Origin of the sequence: Streptomyces sp. QH1-20 (genome assembly GCF_041283565.1) — a bacterium.
GTDB lineage: Bacteria > Actinomycetota > Actinomycetes > Streptomycetales > Streptomycetaceae > Streptomyces > Streptomyces syringius.
The window spans coordinates 3,738,547-3,753,414 of sequence record NZ_CP166299.1 but is presented as its reverse complement, the minus strand read 5'-3'; the positions used below and the strand labels follow the sequence as shown (position 1 = coordinate 3,753,414).

The 14,868-nt window shown below is 70.1% G+C and carries 16 protein-coding genes; 10 read left to right on the top strand and 6 right to left on the bottom strand.

Annotated features, from left to right (window positions below; all coding sequences use genetic code 11):
• The first annotated feature begins 68 nt into the window (after window positions 1-68).
• Window positions 69-1,817, top strand: coding sequence for a lysine--tRNA ligase (gene lysS / locus AB8O64_RS16815; protein WP_370419858.1), 1,749 nt, complete (start codon window positions 69-71; stop codon window positions 1,815-1,817).
• A 79-nt stretch (window positions 1,818-1,896) separates the two neighbouring features.
• Here lysS and AB8O64_RS16810 read toward each other — a convergent pair whose 3' ends face one another.
• Together AB8O64_RS16810 and AB8O64_RS16805 are read right to left on the bottom strand one after the other, a co-directional pair.
• Window positions 1,897-2,604, bottom strand: coding sequence for a hypothetical protein (locus tag AB8O64_RS16810; RefSeq protein ID WP_370419857.1), 708 nt, complete (start codon window positions 2,602-2,604; stop codon window positions 1,897-1,899).
• A 130-nt stretch (window positions 2,605-2,734) separates the two neighbouring features.
• Window positions 2,735-3,613, bottom strand: a complete 879-nt coding sequence (locus tag AB8O64_RS16805; protein WP_370419856.1) for a hypothetical protein — start codon at window positions 3,611-3,613, stop codon at window positions 2,735-2,737.
• 163 nt (window positions 3,614-3,776) lie between these two features.
• On the opposite strand from AB8O64_RS16805, the gene AB8O64_RS16800 reads away from it, so the two are divergent.
• Window positions 3,777-4,970 carry an RtcB family protein gene (locus tag AB8O64_RS16800; protein WP_370419855.1) on the top strand — a complete coding sequence of 398 codons (1,194 nt, stop codon included), beginning with the start codon at window positions 3,777-3,779 and terminating at the stop codon, window positions 4,968-4,970.
• A 54-nt stretch (window positions 4,971-5,024) separates the two neighbouring features.
• On the opposite strand, the gene AB8O64_RS16795 is transcribed toward AB8O64_RS16800, so the two are convergent.
• The 3 genes from AB8O64_RS16795 to AB8O64_RS16785 all read right to left on the bottom strand — a co-directional run bounded on the left by AB8O64_RS16795 (window position 5,025) and on the right by AB8O64_RS16785 (window position 6,799).
• A complete protein-coding gene (locus tag AB8O64_RS16795; RefSeq protein WP_365187146.1) occupies window positions 5,025-5,420 on the bottom strand; it encodes a VOC family protein in 396 nt (131 codons plus the stop codon).
• Window positions 5,421-5,583: 163 nt separating this feature from the next.
• Complete coding sequence (locus AB8O64_RS16790) at window positions 5,584-6,342, bottom strand: SDR family NAD(P)-dependent oxidoreductase (protein WP_370419854.1); 759 nt, start codon at window positions 6,340-6,342, stop codon at window positions 5,584-5,586.
• A gap of 103 nt (window positions 6,343-6,445) precedes the next feature.
• Window positions 6,446-6,799, bottom strand: coding sequence for a YnfA family protein (locus tag AB8O64_RS16785; RefSeq protein ID WP_370419853.1), 354 nt, complete (start codon window positions 6,797-6,799; stop codon window positions 6,446-6,448).
• Between the two features lie 478 nt (window positions 6,800-7,277).
• Here AB8O64_RS16785 and AB8O64_RS16780 point away from each other — a divergent pair, with 478 nt between their 5' ends.
• The 3 genes from AB8O64_RS16780 (at window position 7,278) to AB8O64_RS16770 (ending at window position 9,196) form a co-directional block, all read left to right on the top strand.
• Window positions 7,278-7,661, top strand: coding sequence for an anti-sigma factor antagonist (locus AB8O64_RS16780; protein ID WP_370419852.1), 384 nt, complete (start codon window positions 7,278-7,280; stop codon window positions 7,659-7,661).
• Between the two features lie 69 nt (window positions 7,662-7,730).
• Window positions 7,731-8,462, top strand: coding sequence for an ANTAR domain-containing protein (locus tag AB8O64_RS16775; RefSeq protein WP_370419851.1), 732 nt, complete (start codon window positions 7,731-7,733; stop codon window positions 8,460-8,462).
• Between the two features lie 5 nt (window positions 8,463-8,467).
• A complete protein-coding gene (locus tag AB8O64_RS16770) occupies window positions 8,468-9,196 on the top strand; it encodes an ANTAR domain-containing protein (protein ID WP_370419850.1) in 729 nt (242 codons plus the stop codon).
• A 22-nt stretch (window positions 9,197-9,218) separates the two neighbouring features.
• On the opposite strand, the gene AB8O64_RS16765 is transcribed toward AB8O64_RS16770, so the two are convergent.
• Window positions 9,219-9,776, bottom strand: coding sequence for a hypothetical protein (locus AB8O64_RS16765; RefSeq protein WP_370423882.1), 558 nt, complete (start codon window positions 9,774-9,776; stop codon window positions 9,219-9,221).
• 127 nt (window positions 9,777-9,903) lie between these two features.
• On the opposite strand from AB8O64_RS16765, the gene hemL reads away from it, so the two are divergent.
• The 5 genes from hemL (at window position 9,904) to AB8O64_RS16740 (ending at window position 14,865) form a co-directional block, all read left to right on the top strand.
• Entirely contained in the window at window positions 9,904-11,220 is a 1,317-nt protein-coding gene (hemL, locus tag AB8O64_RS16760; protein WP_370419849.1) for a glutamate-1-semialdehyde 2,1-aminomutase, read from the top strand.
• 8 nt (window positions 11,221-11,228) lie between these two features.
• On the top strand, window positions 11,229-11,939 hold the full coding sequence (locus AB8O64_RS16755; protein WP_356448874.1) for a histidine phosphatase family protein: 711 nt from the start codon (window positions 11,229-11,231) through the stop codon (window positions 11,937-11,939).
• A gap of 178 nt (window positions 11,940-12,117) precedes the next feature.
• On the top strand, window positions 12,118-13,320 hold the full coding sequence (locus AB8O64_RS16750) for a hypothetical protein (RefSeq protein ID WP_370419848.1): 1,203 nt from the start codon (window positions 12,118-12,120) through the stop codon (window positions 13,318-13,320).
• 143 nt (window positions 13,321-13,463) lie between these two features.
• Window positions 13,464-14,087 carry a TlpA family protein disulfide reductase gene (locus tag AB8O64_RS16745; protein ID WP_370419847.1) on the top strand — a complete coding sequence of 208 codons (624 nt, stop codon included), beginning with the start codon at window positions 13,464-13,466 and terminating at the stop codon, window positions 14,085-14,087.
• 4 nt (window positions 14,088-14,091) lie between these two features.
• Window positions 14,092-14,865, top strand: a complete 774-nt coding sequence (locus AB8O64_RS16740) for a cytochrome c biogenesis CcdA family protein (RefSeq protein ID WP_370419846.1) — start codon at window positions 14,092-14,094, stop codon at window positions 14,863-14,865.
• Window positions 14,866-14,868: the final 3 nt, after the last annotated feature.

Sequence of the window (14,868 nt, the reverse complement as noted above, 5' to 3'; positions counted from 1 at the left end):
CCGCGAGCAACCCCGGAGCGCCCCCTTCCGTCTGGGACAATGGTCATGCCAGGACCACAAGGAAGGAAGTGCCGCACGTGGCTCAGAGCACCGAGGCCGACTGGGTCTCCCGTTTCGCCGACGAGGTCATTGCCGAGGGTGAGCGCCGCGCCCCGGGCAAACCGATCGTCGTCGCCTCGGGCCTCAGCCCCTCCGGCCCGATCCACCTGGGCAACCTCCGCGAGGTCATGACCCCGCACCTCGTCGCGGACGAGATCCGCCGCCGCGGCCACGAGGTCCGGCACCTGATCTCCTGGGACGACTACGACCGCTACCGCAAGGTGCCCAACGGCGTCCCCGGTATCGACGACTCCTGGGCCGAGCACATCGGCAAGCCCCTGACCTCGGTGCCCGCCCCGGCCGGATCCGCGTACCCGAACTGGGCCGAGCACTTCAAGGCCGCCATGGTCGAGGCCCTGGCCGAGCTCGGCGTCGATTACGACCCGATCAGCCAGACCGAGCAGTACACCTCCGGTGTCTACCGCGAGCAGATCCTGCACGCGATGAAGCACCGCGGTGACATCGACGCCGTCCTCGACCAGTACCGGACGAAGAAGGACCCCGCCGCGGCCGCCAAGAAGCCGCAGCAGAAGCAGCAGAAGCCGGTCGACGAGGCCGAGCTGGAGGCCGCCGAGGGCTCCGGCGCGGCCGCCGAGGACGACGGCAGCGGCTCCGGCGCGGGCTACTTCCCGTACAAGCCGTACTGCGGCGCGTGCGAGAAGGACCTCACCACCGTCACCGCGTACGACGACGAGACCACCGAGCTCGCCTACACCTGTGTGTGCGGGCACTCCGAGACCGTCCTGCTCAGCGAGTTCAACCGCGGCAAGCTGGTCTGGAAGGTCGACTGGCCGATGCGCTGGGCCTACGAAGGCGTGATCTTCGAGCCCTCCGGCGTCGACCACTCCTCGCCCGGCTCCTCCTTCGTCGTCGGCGGCCAGATCGTCCGCAAGGTCTTCGGCGGCGAGCAGCCCATCGGCCCCATGTACGCCTTCGTCGGCATCAGCGGCATGGCCAAGATGTCCTCCTCCAAGGGCGGCGTCCCCACCCCGGGCGACGCGCTGCGGATCATGGAGGCCCCGCTGCTGCGCTGGCTGTACGCGCGCCGCAAGCCCAACCAGTCCTTCAAGATCGCCTTCGACCAGGAGATCCAGCGGCTCTACGACGAGTGGGACAAGCTGGCCTCCAAGGTCGCCGACGGCACCGTGCTGCCCGCCGACGCCGCCGCGTACAGCCGCGCCGTCCGCACCGCCGCCGGTGACCTGCCGACGACCCCGCGCCCGCTGCCGTACCGCACGCTCGCCTCAGTCGTCGACATCACCGGCGGCCACGACGAGCAGACCCTGCGGATCCTCAGCGACCTCGACCCCGCGAACCCGGTCACCTCGCTGGACGAGACCCGCCCCCGGCTCGACCGGGCCGAGCACTGGATCAACACCCAGGTCCCGGCAGAGTCCCGCACGATCGTCCGCGACGAGCCCGACACCGAGACCCTCGCCGCCCTGGACGACCAGGCCCGTGAGTCGCTGCGGCTGCTGATCGCCGGACTGGACGACCACTGGTCGCTCGACGGGCTCACCACGCTCGTCTACGGCGTGCCGAAGATCCAGGCCGGCCTGGAGCCGGACGCCAAGCCCACGCCGGAGCTCAAGGTCGCGCAGCGCTCGTTCTTCGCGCTGCTCTACCAGCTGCTCGTGAGCCGTGACACCGGCCCGCGCCTGCCCACGCTGCTGCTCGCGGTGGGGGCGGACCGGGTGCGCAAGCTGCTCGGGGCGTAACCCCCACGACGGCCGAAGGGCCGCCGCCCGGTTTCCACCGGGCGGCGGCCCTTCGCCGTATGCGCCTGCCGCGTGCGCGCTACTTCTTGTTCGCGTCGGCGACCGCGGCGACGGCCTCCTTGGTCGCGCCCTGCGCGTCCTTCGTCATGTCGCCCGCGTCGGGCGACTTCGCGCCCTCGTAGCCGGCGCCGCTGTACTTCACGGTGACCACGACATTGGCGGTCCGGGCGATGACGGTGACGTTCTTGAAGTCGTTGTCGTCCTTCTTGGAGTCCGAGGTGACCGTGGACGCCTCGTCACCGATCCCGCCGGCCTTCTCGGTCTTGGCGTTCTTCGCCCCGTCGGACGTGGTCGCCTTGGTCGCCTGCTGCGCCAGGAACGCCTGGGCGCGCTTCTCGCCGGAGCCGAGCGTCGGGTCGGAGGCGAAGCGCTTGAGGGAGACGGTCAGGGAGCGGTACTGCAGGTCCTTGACGTCCTCGTCGTCCAGACCGCTGTAGAAGCAGCTGGCCGAGTCATTGGTGTCGCTGGCGGGAAGGGCCTTGCCCTCCTTGGGGTCCGCCTTGGCCACCAGCTTCTCGACCGTCTTCGCCGGGACGGCCTTGCAGGCCTCGGGCAGCTTGGCGAACGCCGCGGGCTTGAGCGTGGGCGTCGCGTTGGCGGTCGGCGCCTTGGTGGGCGTCGTCTCCTTCTTGTCGTCGTCCGACGAGCAGCCGGTGGCGACGAGCATCACCGGTACTGCGGCGCAGGCGAGGATTCGGGCGAGTCGCGGGGCTGTTCGTCGGTGCATGGGTCCTTCGCTCGTTCGGTGTCGAGGGCTTCGAGTTGCTCGTGGGGCGGGTTGTGCTCCGCCCGTGTCCAGACGGCACGGTACGCGGCCGACGCGGGGCGGCGGCAGAAATGTGGCGGTACTCGCCGGGCTAATTGCCGAAGTGCCCCGCGTCGAGCTCGCGGGCCAGGGCATGGGCCTTGCCCTGCAGGTCCGCGCTGCTGGGGATGTGTGCCTTGTCCGTCGACCACTGGTCGTACGTGATGGTCACGAGGACGTTGGAGGACCGGAAGACGACCTTGATGTCACGGTGTACACCGGTGCCGGTGGTGGCCAGCTCGTCGTCGACGAACGCGTCGTCGCCGAGGTCGTCGAGGACGCGCGGCGCGAGTTCGGTGTCGGTCCCCTTGCCGGCGGAACCGCCCGGGGCGGTGGAGCCGGTGGTGGACGACGGTGTGGGTGCCCCGGAGACGGGGGCGCTCTGCTTCTGGGCGCCGGCCCCGCCCTGGGGCTTGGCGCCCGCCGACGCGGCGGCGCTCGGGCTCGTGCCCGTCGACGGCGAGGCGGAGGCGGCGGCCGGGATGTTCGCGGCCGTGGCCAGCCGCGCGTACAGCTGCCGCGCCCGGTCCTCGTCGCTGACGTCGGTCTGGTACGACACGACCCGCTCGAAGTCGACCGTCAGATGCCGGGTCCCCTCGGGGGTCTCCAGCTTCCAGCGGCAGCCGACGCGGCGGTCGGTGTCGTAGGTGATGGTGGCCTGGCCGCGGTAGCGCCGCTCGGCCTCCTCCTCGCTCTCGTCCTCGGCGCCGGGCAGCATGCGCCGCAGCGTGGCGGGGCTGACGTAGCCGCAGGGCTCGGGGAGGGAGTGGTACTTCCCCGGCGCGCCGCCGGAGGCGGAGGCGCCGAGCTGACCGGGCTTGGAGTCATCGCCGCCGGGACCGGAAGCGGAATCCCCGCTGCACCCGGCGAGCGCCGTGGTGAGCACCGCCGCGGCCAGTGCGGCGGCTGGTGCGTACGCCCTTCGCTGCACTGTCCGTGGCTCCCTTCACCGGAAAACTGGTTGCCGCCACAAGGTGGCGGCCGGACACAATGTGTACCGCACGCGCCGCCGCGTCCGCCGGTTCCCTGTCAAGAATCAGGTGATACGTCCGGCTTTTGCGTTTACTGTGTTTTACGGGGGAATGAGGAGAATCATGACGTACACCGAGGTGCCCGGCGCCCGGGTACCGATCCGCATGTGGGCCGACCCGGCCGCGGTCGAGGACGTCGCCATGCAGCAGCTGCGCAACGTCTCCACCCTGCCGTGGATCAAGGGCCTCGCGGTGATGCCGGATGTGCACTTCGGCAAGGGGGCGACGGTCGGCTCGGTGATCGCGATGCAGGGCGCGGTGTGCCCGGCGGCGGTCGGCGTGGACATCGGCTGCGGAATGTCGGCGGTCAAGACGTCGCTGACGGCGAACGACCTGCCGGGGGACCTGTCGCGGCTGCGGTCGAAGATCGAGCAGGCGATTCCGGTGGGCCGGGGCATGCACGACTCCCCGGTGGACCCGGGGCGGCTGCACGGCTTCGCGACGGCGGGCTGGGACGACTTCTGGGGCCGTTTCGACGGCGTCGCGGACGCGGTCAAGTTCCGTCAGGACCGCGCCACCAAGCAGATGGGAACGCTCGGAAGCGGCAACCACTTCATTGAGTTCTGCCTCGACGAGTCGGGCTCGGTCTGGCTGATGCTGCACTCCGGCTCCCGGAACATCGGCAAGGAGCTCGCCGAGTACCACATCGGACAGGCCCAGAAGCTGCCGCACAACCAGGGCCTGATCGACCGGGACCTCGCCGTCTTCGTCGCGGACACCCCGCAGATGGCGGCCTACCGGCACGACCTGTTCTGGGCGCAGGAGTACGCGAAGCACAACCGCGAGATCATGATGGGCCTCTTCCAGGACGTCGTCCGCAGGGAGTTCAAGAAGGCCAAGGTGACCTTCGAGCCCGTCATCTCCTGCCACCACAACTACGTGGCCGAGGAGCGCTACGAGGGCATGGACCTGCTCGTCACCCGCAAGGGCGCGATCCGCGCGGGCAGCGGCGAGTTCGGCATCATCCCGGGCTCGATGGGCACCGGCTCGTACATCGTGAAGGGCCTCGGCAACGCCGACTCCTTCAACTCCGCCTCGCACGGCGCCGGCCGCCGGATGAGCCGCAACGCCGCGAAGAAGCGCTTCTCGACGCGGGACCTGGAGGAGCAGACACGGGGCGTGGAGTGCCGCAAGGACTCCGGCGTCGTGGACGAGATCCCGGCCGCCTACAAGCCGATCGAGCAGGTCATCGACCAGCAGCGGGACCTGGTCGCGGTCGTCGCCAAGCTCAAGCAGATCATCTGCGTCAAGGGCTGAGACGCCGGGAGGGGGTGCCGGGCCCGGACCGGGCCCGGCACCCCCTCCTCCGCGTCAGGCGTCCTGCGGGTACCAGCGGAGTTCGACGGTGTTGCCGTCCGGGTCGAGGACGTAGAGGGACTCGCCGTCGCCACGGGCGCCGAAGCGGGAACCCGGGCCGTCGACGACCGTGAAGACGCCGGAGTCGACGACCTCCTGCCAGTCCAGGGGCTCGACGACGAGGCAGATGTGGTCGACGTTGGACTCGCCCCGGGGGCGTTCGAAGAGGTCGATGATGGTGCCCTCGGCGACGCGGACCGAGGGGAACGAGACCTTCCCCGCGCGCCATTCCTCCACGCGGACCGGCTCCAGCCCGAGCGGGCCGAGGTAGAAGGCCAGGGACCGCTCGATGTCCGAGACGTTGAGCACCAGGTGGTCGAAGCCGATGACGCGCAAGATGAGGCCTTTCATGCTCGGTGGGCGGGTGCCTGACGGCTGCCCGGTACGCAGAACGTTATCCGGTAGTTGATCTTGGGTCATCGGCTGCGGGCCGTCTTTGCCGCCTGCGGCGGCGAGCGCCCTGCGGGCGCGTCCTCAATCGCCGGACGGGCTTGAACCGGCCGCCGCCCACGGCCTAGAGCTCGCGGTGGACCTTGTAGTTGGAGGCCTGGGCGCGCGGGCGGACCACCAGCAGATCGATGTTCACGTGGGACGGACGGGTGACGGCCCAGGCGATGGTCTCGGCGACGTCGTCGGCGGTCAGCGGCTCGGCGACGCCCGCGTAGACGGCGGCGGCCTTCTCCTCGTCGCCGCGGAAGCGGGTGACCGCGAACTCGTCGGTCTTCACCATGCCGGGGGCGACCTCGATGACGCGCACCGGCGACCCGCACAGCTCCAGGCGCAGGGTCTCGGCGATGACGTGCGCGCCGTGCTTGGCCGCGACGTACCCGCCGCCGCCCTCGTAGGTGGCGAGACCGGCGGTGGAGGACAGGACGACGACGGTGCCGTCACCGCTCCCGGTCAGCGCGGGCAGCAGGGCCTGGGTCACATTCAGCGTGCCGAGGACGTTGACCTCGTACATCGTGCGCCAGTCGGCCGGGTCGGCGGTGGCGACGGTTTCACTGCCGAGGGCGCCGCCGGCGTTGTTGACCAGCACCTCGACGGAGTCGCCCACGGTCGCGGCGAAGGCGTCGACGGCCGCGCGGTCGGTGACGTCGAGCGCGTGGGCCACCGCGTCGTGGCCCGCCTCGGTCAGTTCGGCGGCGAGGGCCTCGATGCGGTCCGTGCGGCGGGCGGTGAGGAGGACGCGGTAGCCGGCGGCGGCCAGGTGCCGGGCGGTCGCGGCACCGATGCCGCTGCTCGCTCCGGTGACGACTGCGGTACGGGTGCTCATGCTGGGCCTCCTGGGGCGCGGTGGGCAGGCGTGATCCATTCGCAGCCGCAGGATATGTGTCGGGGCTCGGCGGGCCCCCGCCCGGAAGGTCGTGGCCCCGGCCTCAGCGGCCGCGCGGCGCGTACATGATCACCGCGACCCCGGCCAGACAGACGAGCGCGCCCACCACGTCGTAGCGGTCGGGGCGGTAGCCGTCCAGGGCCATGCCCCAGGCGAGCGAGCCGGCGACGAAGACACCGCCGTACGCGGCGAGGATCCGGCCGAAGTCCGCGTCGGGCTGGAGGGTGGCGACGAAGCCGTACGCGCCGAGGGCGAGGATCCCCGCGCCGATCCACGCCCAGCCGCGCCCCTGTCCCGCATCGCCGCTGCCGCGTACGCCCTGCCAGACCAGCCAGGCGCCGCCGATCTCCAGGAGGGCGGCGAGGAGGAAGAGGGCGATGGAGCGGACGACGAGCATGGGCGCCAGGCTACGGGCCGGGTCGGGGCCCATATGCCGTCCGGGTGCCGGCCGGTGCTCCACCCTCCCCTGGTGGGGGCACCGGCCGGTCCGTTCTCGACCGCGCGGGCACCGGCAGGGCGGGAGGCATCCGGCGCGTCGGCGGGAGACGGCGGCCGGGGGCCTGGGCCACGGGCGTCACCCTAGGGCGTCGGCGGGCCCCGTGGAAGACGGCGGGGGAACGCTCGGCTCCGGAGGGTGAGGTCTCGGCCATGGACGGCCGGACAGGGACAGAGGCCCCCGAGTTAAGCACCGATTGCCGGGTCTGCGGGGTTGAATCTGGCGATTTTCATACCTTCGGGGGCTTGAATCCGCCCTGAGCCTTGAGTGAAGTCTGTGGGACATACCTTCGCAGTAGCCACCCCGGACCCTGATGGCGACGGTGCGCGCGGGCCGGAGACCCCGCCCCGTCCCATGCGGTCCGAGCCGGGGAGCAGACGTGACGCAGTGGCAGGGTGAAGCCCGCATCCGAGTGGTGGGCCGGTGGGGCGTGCTCGAGCTGGCCGGTGAGGTCGACATCGCGGCCGTGCCGGAGATAGAGGAACTGCTCATGCGCCTGATGGCGCTGGGCAAGCCCGTCGTCGTGGTCGATCTGCGCGCGGTCACCTTCTTCGACTGCGCCATCCTCGGCGTGCTCTACCGGGCCCGGGCCGGACTGCTCGCGACAGGCGGCGGCTTCGAGGTGCTCTGCACCCGGCCGTGGGCCCTGAAAGTCATGCGCATGGCCGGCCTGCTGGACGTCTTCCGGCCCGTCGCCTCGCTGACGGATGTGGCTGATCTCGACGCCCTCGACGGCACCCGCCACGGGAGCGCGAAGGCGTAGGGTGAAGACGGCGGGTCACCCACTCCGGGCGACACGTGGCGGGTCGGCCCGGGAAAGCGGGTGTCATCGGTGGCGACCAGCACGGGCATGGCCCGCATGCTGCGCGACCTCTCCTCCGGATCGGGCCCCGGCCTGATCAGCGGGGACCCCCTGGAGTGCGCCCGCATCCTCGGCGTCGACGGGGTGGCGGTGTCCCTCGCCACCGGCGGCGCGCTCAGCGAGCTGGTGTGGTCCTCCCCGGGCGCCAGCGAGCGCCTCGAGGACGAGCAGTACACCCTCGGTGAAGGCCCGGGGGTGGACGCCATGGGCTCCTGCTCGGTGGTCGTCGAACCGGACCTGGCCCGGGTCCGCCCGGACCGCTGGCCGGTGCTGCTGCCGACGCTGAACGGGCTCGGGGTGGACGCCCTCTTCTGTTTCCCGCTGCGCATCGGTGGCGTGTGCCTGGGCGTGCTGACCGCGCAGCGGTCCACCGTGGGCCCGCTGTCGGCGGCCGCGATGGACGACGCCCTGATCCTGGCCGCGGCGCTGACCGCGGTGGTGCTGGACGGTGGGGAGCGGATGGCGCTGTTCGCCTCGGCCGAGTCCACCGCCCATCTGCACCGGGCCGCGGTCCACCAGGCCAGCGGCATGATCAGCATCCAGGCGGGGGTGTCCGTCGCCCAGGCCCTGGTGCTGCTGCGCGCCCACGCCTACCGCCATGAAATTCCGCTGCTGCGGGCCGCGGAGGACGTGGTTGCCCGTCGTCTGCGCTTTCGAGACATTGGTGACGGGCCGGACCCGTCTTTTGAGAGAAGGGGATGATGGCCATGGCTAGCCAGCAACGCACGCTGGAGATCCTGGTCGAGGCCGTGGATTCACTGATCGACGACTTCGATCTGATCGACTTCCTGCACCGGCTCGCCAGTCGCTGTGTCGAACTGCTCGACGTCGATGCGGTGGGCGTCATGATCGTCGACCCTCACGGTGAGCTGCAGGTCATCGCCGCCTCGGACGAACACACCCGGCTGCTGGAGCTCTTCGCTCTCCAGCACGAGCAGGGACCCTGCGTGGAGTGCTACCACAGCGGACAGGCGCAATTGAATATCGACCTGGAATCCCCGCAGGTCACAGCGGCTTTCGGGCCCTTCGCCGCGCATGCTCGCGAGGCCGGGTTCCGCACCACGCACGCCATCCCCATGCGGCTGCGCCACCAGGTCATCGGTGCGCTGAACCTCTTCCACTCCCGCACCGCGCGGATCAGCGAGCCCGACACCCAGCTGGCCCAGGCCCTGGCGGACGTGGCCACGATCGCCATCCTCCAGCAGCGCACGATCGAGCAGGGCAATGTCGACAAGGCGCAGTTGCAGGCCGCGCTGCACAGCCGGGTGGTCATCGAACAGGCCAAGGGCGTGCTGGCCGAGCGCTGGCAGGTCGGGCTGGACGAGGCGTTCGAGAGCCTGCGGAGCTATGCCCGTCCCCGCCGGCTGCGGCTGGCCGATCTCGCCCAGCAGGTGGTCCAGGGCACCTTGGACACGGCGGTGCTCGCGCAGCGCTGACCGCGGCCGCGCCGGGCGGAACTCAGGGCCAGACCAGGCAGTACGGCTGGTGGCCGGCCTCGTGCAGCCGGTGGGAGAAGTCCTGCCATTCGTGGAGCAGCTGGTAGACCGTGAAGGCGTCGCGCGGGCCGCCGCGGTCGGGAACCGTGGACCAGATGAACGCGGCGGCGCCCACCGATTCCTCGCCGATTCCGCGCAACGGGTCGACCACGGTCATGGGGAGCTTGACGACCGCGTAGTCGGGGTGGAGAACGACCAGCTCAAGCGGGGGGACCTTGTGCAGGGGTATGCCTTCGATGCCCGTGAGGACCATCGCGGCCACCGTCTCCGGCTTGATCTTGGTGAACATGCCACCCATGCCGAGCTCGTCACCGCCGAGCTCCTCCGGGCGCATCGAGATCGGCACCCGGGCAGCGGTCGCCCCGTTCGGTGCCCCGAAGTATTTGTAGGTCACCCCCACGCGGCCACTCCTGCTCCCAGCGCCTTCTTCCTCGCGCCGGTGGCGCCCCCTGTGGGCCCTCTGCGCTCGCTCGGGGCCCAGGTCATCAGTGCCCTCACCCAGTCCGCCACCGCGATGCATATCTTCCACCCGACTGCTTTTTAGGTGGCACAGCCCCCGCCGCGCAACCCGATCATCGTCTCAGAGACCTCCCCCGTGGGCGGCGGACGAAACGCCCGGACGCGACTGCCCGTGAGGCTCTGAGACCATGGCTAGCGTGAGCTACCCATATGAAGCCCCAGTCTCGCAGGTTCTGTTCGACCGGGCGGCGGTCGTGACGCCCGGTGGCGTGAATTCTCCCGTCCGCGCGTTCCGCGCCGTGGGCGGTACGCCCAGGTTCATGGTGTCCGGTACCGGTCCGTACCTGACGGACGCGGACGGCCGGGAGTATGTGGACCTCGTGTGCTCGTGGGGCCCGATGATCCTCGGTCACGCGCACCCCGAGGTGATCGCGGCCGTTCAGGACGCCGTCGCCCGCGGCACGTCGTTCGGCACGCCCGGTGAGGGCGAGGTCGCGCTCGCGGAGGAGATCGTCGCCCGCGTCGAGCCCGTCGAGCAGGTGCGGTTGGTGTCGTCCGGCACCGAGGCGACGATGTCGGCGATCCGGCTCGCGCGCGGTTTCACCGGCCGCGCCAAGGTGATCAAGTTCGCCGGCTGCTACCACGGGCACGTGGACGCGCTGCTGGCCGCGGCCGGGTCGGGGCTGGCGACGTTCGGGCTGCCGGACACGCCCGGGGTGACGGGCGCGCAGGCCGGGGACACCATCGTGCTGCCGTACAACGATCTGGAGTCGGTGCACGCCGCCTTCCACGCCCACCCGGGTGAGATCGCGTGTGTGATCACCGAGGCGTCGCCGGGCAACATGGGCGTGGTGCCGCCGCAGCCGGGCTTCAACGCGGGGCTCAAGGCGGCCTGTGAGAAGAACGGCGCGCTGTTCATCTCCGACGAGGTCATGACGGGCTTCCGGACGAGCAAGGCCGGCTGGTACGGCATCGACGGCGTCAAGCCTGACCTGCTGACCTTCGGCAAGGTTATGGGCGGCGGCTTCCCGGCGGCGGCGTTCGGCGGCCGCGCCGATGTGATGGCGCACCTGGCCCCGGCGGGCCCGGTCTACCAGGCGGGCACGCTCTCGGGTAACCCGGTGGCGACGGCGGCGGGTCTCGCGCAGCTGCGGCTGCTGGACGACGCGGCGTACGAGAAGGTCGACGCGGTCTCGGCCGAGATCCGTGGCCTGGTGGGTGCGGCGCTCACGAAGGAGGGGGTCGCGCACCGCCTTCAGGTCGCCGGGAACATGTTCTCGGTGTTCTTCACGGACCGCGAGGTCAGGGACTACGACGGGGCGAAGGCGCAGGAGTCCTTCCGCTTCACGGCCTTCTTCCACTCGCTGCTGTCGCAGGGTGTGTATCTGCCGCCGTCGGCGTTCGAGTCGTGGTTCGTCTCGACGGCTCTCGACAGTGCGGCGATCGAGAAGGTCGCGGCGGCGCTGCCGGCCGCTGCGCGGGCGGCAGCCGAGGCGACGGAATGATGGGTGGCATGACCAGCGACATGACGAGTGGCCCGGCGAAGAGCGACGACGACATCACCGTCGTCCACGTGATGCGGCACGGCGAGGTCCACAACCCGGACGGCGTGCTCTACGGGCGCCGGGCGGGCTATCACCTGTCGGAGCTCGGTCGGCAGATGGCCGACCGGGTGGCCGAGCACCTGGCCGAGCGGGATGTGACGCACGTCGTCGCCTCGCCGCTGGAGCGGGCGCAGGAGACGGCGATGCCCGTCGCCAAGGCGCACGGTCTGGACCTGGCGACGGACGAGCGGCTGATCGAGGCGGCGAACGTCTTCGAGGGGAAGACGTTCGGCGTGGGTGACGGCGCGCTGCGCAAGCCCGCCAATTGGCGGCATCTGACGAACCCCTTCAAGCCGTCCTGGGGCGAGCCGTACATCGAGCAGGTCGTGCGGATGATGGGCGCGCTGGACGCCGCGCGGGACGCGGCGCGCGGCCATGAGGCCGTGTGCGTGAGCCATCAGCTGCCGATCTGGATCCTGCGGAGTTTCGTGGAGCGGCGGCGGCTGTGGCACGACCCGCGGAAGCGGCAGTGCACGCTGGCGAGCCTGACGACGTTCACCTATAGGGGGGACAAAATCGTTTCGGTGGGTTACAGCGAGCCCGCCCGGGATTTGGTGCCGGCACACCTGTTGGCGGGTGCCAAACCGGTCAAGGGCGGGGCAAAGGCGTTCGGCGCCTGAGCTCCGACGCCGCCTGGTCAACCGGCGCTTGACGATCTCAAAGCGCGGCAAAGCCAAGTAAAGGGTCGTAAAGACCGGCGAATTCGCGCAACCGCCGTACTCGACGCGCTCTCTCACTCAATGTCGTTTTATATGGACGACAGGTGGGTGAAGCACGGCGAGTACGGACGGAGACGACATGCGCGACATCAGCCGACGAGGTCTCCTCGGAATGGGGGTGGGAGCAGCGGCCGCGCTGGGCGCGGTCAGTTGCTCAGCACCCCCGGGCTCCGACCAGGCGCAGGACCCCGCGGCCAAAGCGAGCGAGCAGGCCAAGGCCAAACCCATCGGTGACGGTTCGACCGCCGACGCCGGTCAGCAGCCGAACCAGCCGCCCAAGCCCGAACCGCTGGAGCGGGGCCAGAAGCCCCCGCAGTTCGTGATCTTCTCCTGGGACGGTGCCGGTGAGGTCGGCAACGGGCTGTTCCCCCGCTTCCGAAAGATCGCCCGCGACCACGGTGCGCGGATGACGTTCTTCCTCTCCGGCATCTATCTCCTGCCCGAGTCGAAAAAACGCCTCTACAAGCCCCCCAACAACCCGGTCGGCGCATCGGACATCGGCTATCTCACCGACGACCACATCAAGTCGACGCTGCACAACCTGCGTGAGGCGTGGTTCGAGGGGCACGAGGTCGGCACCCACTTCAACGGGCACTTCTGCCAGGGCTCCGGCTCGGTGGGTAATTGGACGCCTTCGGACTGGCGCTCCGAGATCGAACAGGCGATCTCATTCGTCACCGAATGGCGGACGAACAGCGGATTCACCGATGTGGAACCGCTGCCGTTCGACTACCGCAAGGAACTCGTCGGCGGCCGCACCCCGTGTCTGCTCGGCCAGGACAATATGCTGCCGGTCGCCCGCAAGCTGGGCTGGCGTTATGACGCGAGTTCACCGGGCGGGCTGCAGATGTGGCCGAAGAAAAGGCAGGGGGTATGGGATCTGCCGTTGCAGCAGATGCCCTTTCCCGGTCATTCGTTCGAGGTCCTCTCCATGGACTACAACATCCTCGCCAATCAGTCGAAGAACACCACCCGGGGCCGCCGGTCCAACTATCCGTACTGGCGCAAGCAGGCGACGGAGTCCTACATCCAGGGATTCCAGCGCGCCTACGAGACGAACCGGGCGCCGTTCTTCGTCGGCAACCACTTCGAGCAGTGGAACGGCGGCATCTACATGGACGCCGTCGAGGAGGCGATCAAGCACATCGCCGACGAGCGGCACAAGGACGTCCACCTGGTCTCCTTCCGGCAGTTCGTCGACTGGCTGGACGTCCAGGACCCGAAGATCCTCGCGGACCTGCGCACCCTGCGGGTCGGGGAGAAGTGGACGGCGTCGCTCTAGTGACGGGGCGGGCTCACGGTCACGGCCCGTAGGCCTGTACGTCCATAGGCCCGTAGGCCCGTACGAGGGGCCCGGGAACCCGTACGAGGGGCCCCGGAGGGGGGCGCGGAAGATCCCCAAATGGACCATGCGAAACTTTTCACATGAGTGCCTGCCGCGCCCCTCGACGCCCTGTCCCACGCCGGCGTACCACCCTGCCGGTCATGTTCGCCGCCCTCGCGGCACTGTCCCTGACCGCGTGCGGCACGGGCGACAAGCCCAAGAGCGGTGGCGGTACCCAGTTCGTGCAGGGCACGGGCGGGGTGAGCGTGGTCAAGGACCGGGCCGACCGTCAGAGCGCGCCCGGCCTCGACGGCAAGACCCTCGACGGCAAGCAGCTCGACATCGCCAAGGACTACAAGGGCAAGATCATCGTCCTTAACGTCTGGGGCTCGTGGTGCTCGCCCTGCCGGGCCGAGGCCAAGAACCTCGTGAAGGTCTCCAAGGACTACCAGGACAAGGGTGTGCAGTTCGTGGGCATCAACTCCCGCGACCCCAACCCCGCCCCGGCCATCCGCTTCGAGAAGGAGTACGAGGTTCCGTACCCGAGCCTGCACGACTCCTCGGGCAAGCTCCTGCTGCGCTTCCCCAAGGGCAGCCTCAACCCGCAGGCGCTTCCCTCGACCCTCTTCATCGACCGCGACGGCAAGATCGCGGCACGTGCGCTCAAGGCGCTGACCGAGGACGAGCTGCGCAAGACGCTCGAGCCGCTGGTCGCGGAGAAGTGACCCCGTGACCGCCGTCACCACCCTCGCCGCCGTCGGCGACCTGAACCAGACCGTCCTGACCGGGGCGCTGCTGCTGGCCCTGCCCGTCGCCGTGCTCGGCGGGCTGGTCTCCTTCTTCTCCCCGTGCGTGCTGCCGCTCGTACCGGGCTATCTCTCCTACGTCACCGGGGTCACCGGCGCGGACATGGCCGAGGCCAAGCGCGGCCGGATGGTCGCCGGGGCCTCGCTCTTCGTCCTTGGCTTCAGTGCCGTCTTCGTCTCCATGGGAGCCTTCTTCGGCTTCTTCGGCGAGACCCTGATGGAGTACAAGAGCACGATCTCCACGGTGCTCGGAGCCTTCACGATCGTCCTGGGCCTCGCCTTCATGGGCGCCCTGAACCTCTTCGGGCAGCGCGAGTTCCGCTTCCACACCAGGCCCGCCATGGGGCTCGCCGGGGCGCCGCTGCTCGGCGTCCTCTTCGGGGTCGGCTGGACGCCGTGCATCGGCCCGACGCTCGGCTCCGTCATGGCCCTGTCCCAGAACCAGGCGAGCGCCGGACGGGGGGCGGTGCTGACGGCGGCCTACTGCGTCGGCCTCGGCCTGCCGTTCATACTCGCCGCGGTGGCCTTCCGGCGCGCTCTCGGTGCGTTCGGCTGGGTCAAGCGGCACTATGCCTGGGTCATGCGGATCGGCGGCCTCATGCTGGTCGTGGTCGGTGTCCTCCTCGTCACGGGTATGTGGGACCGCTTGGTCACCGAGCTCCAGACGTGGTCCAGTTCCTACGTTCCCGAGGTCTGATCA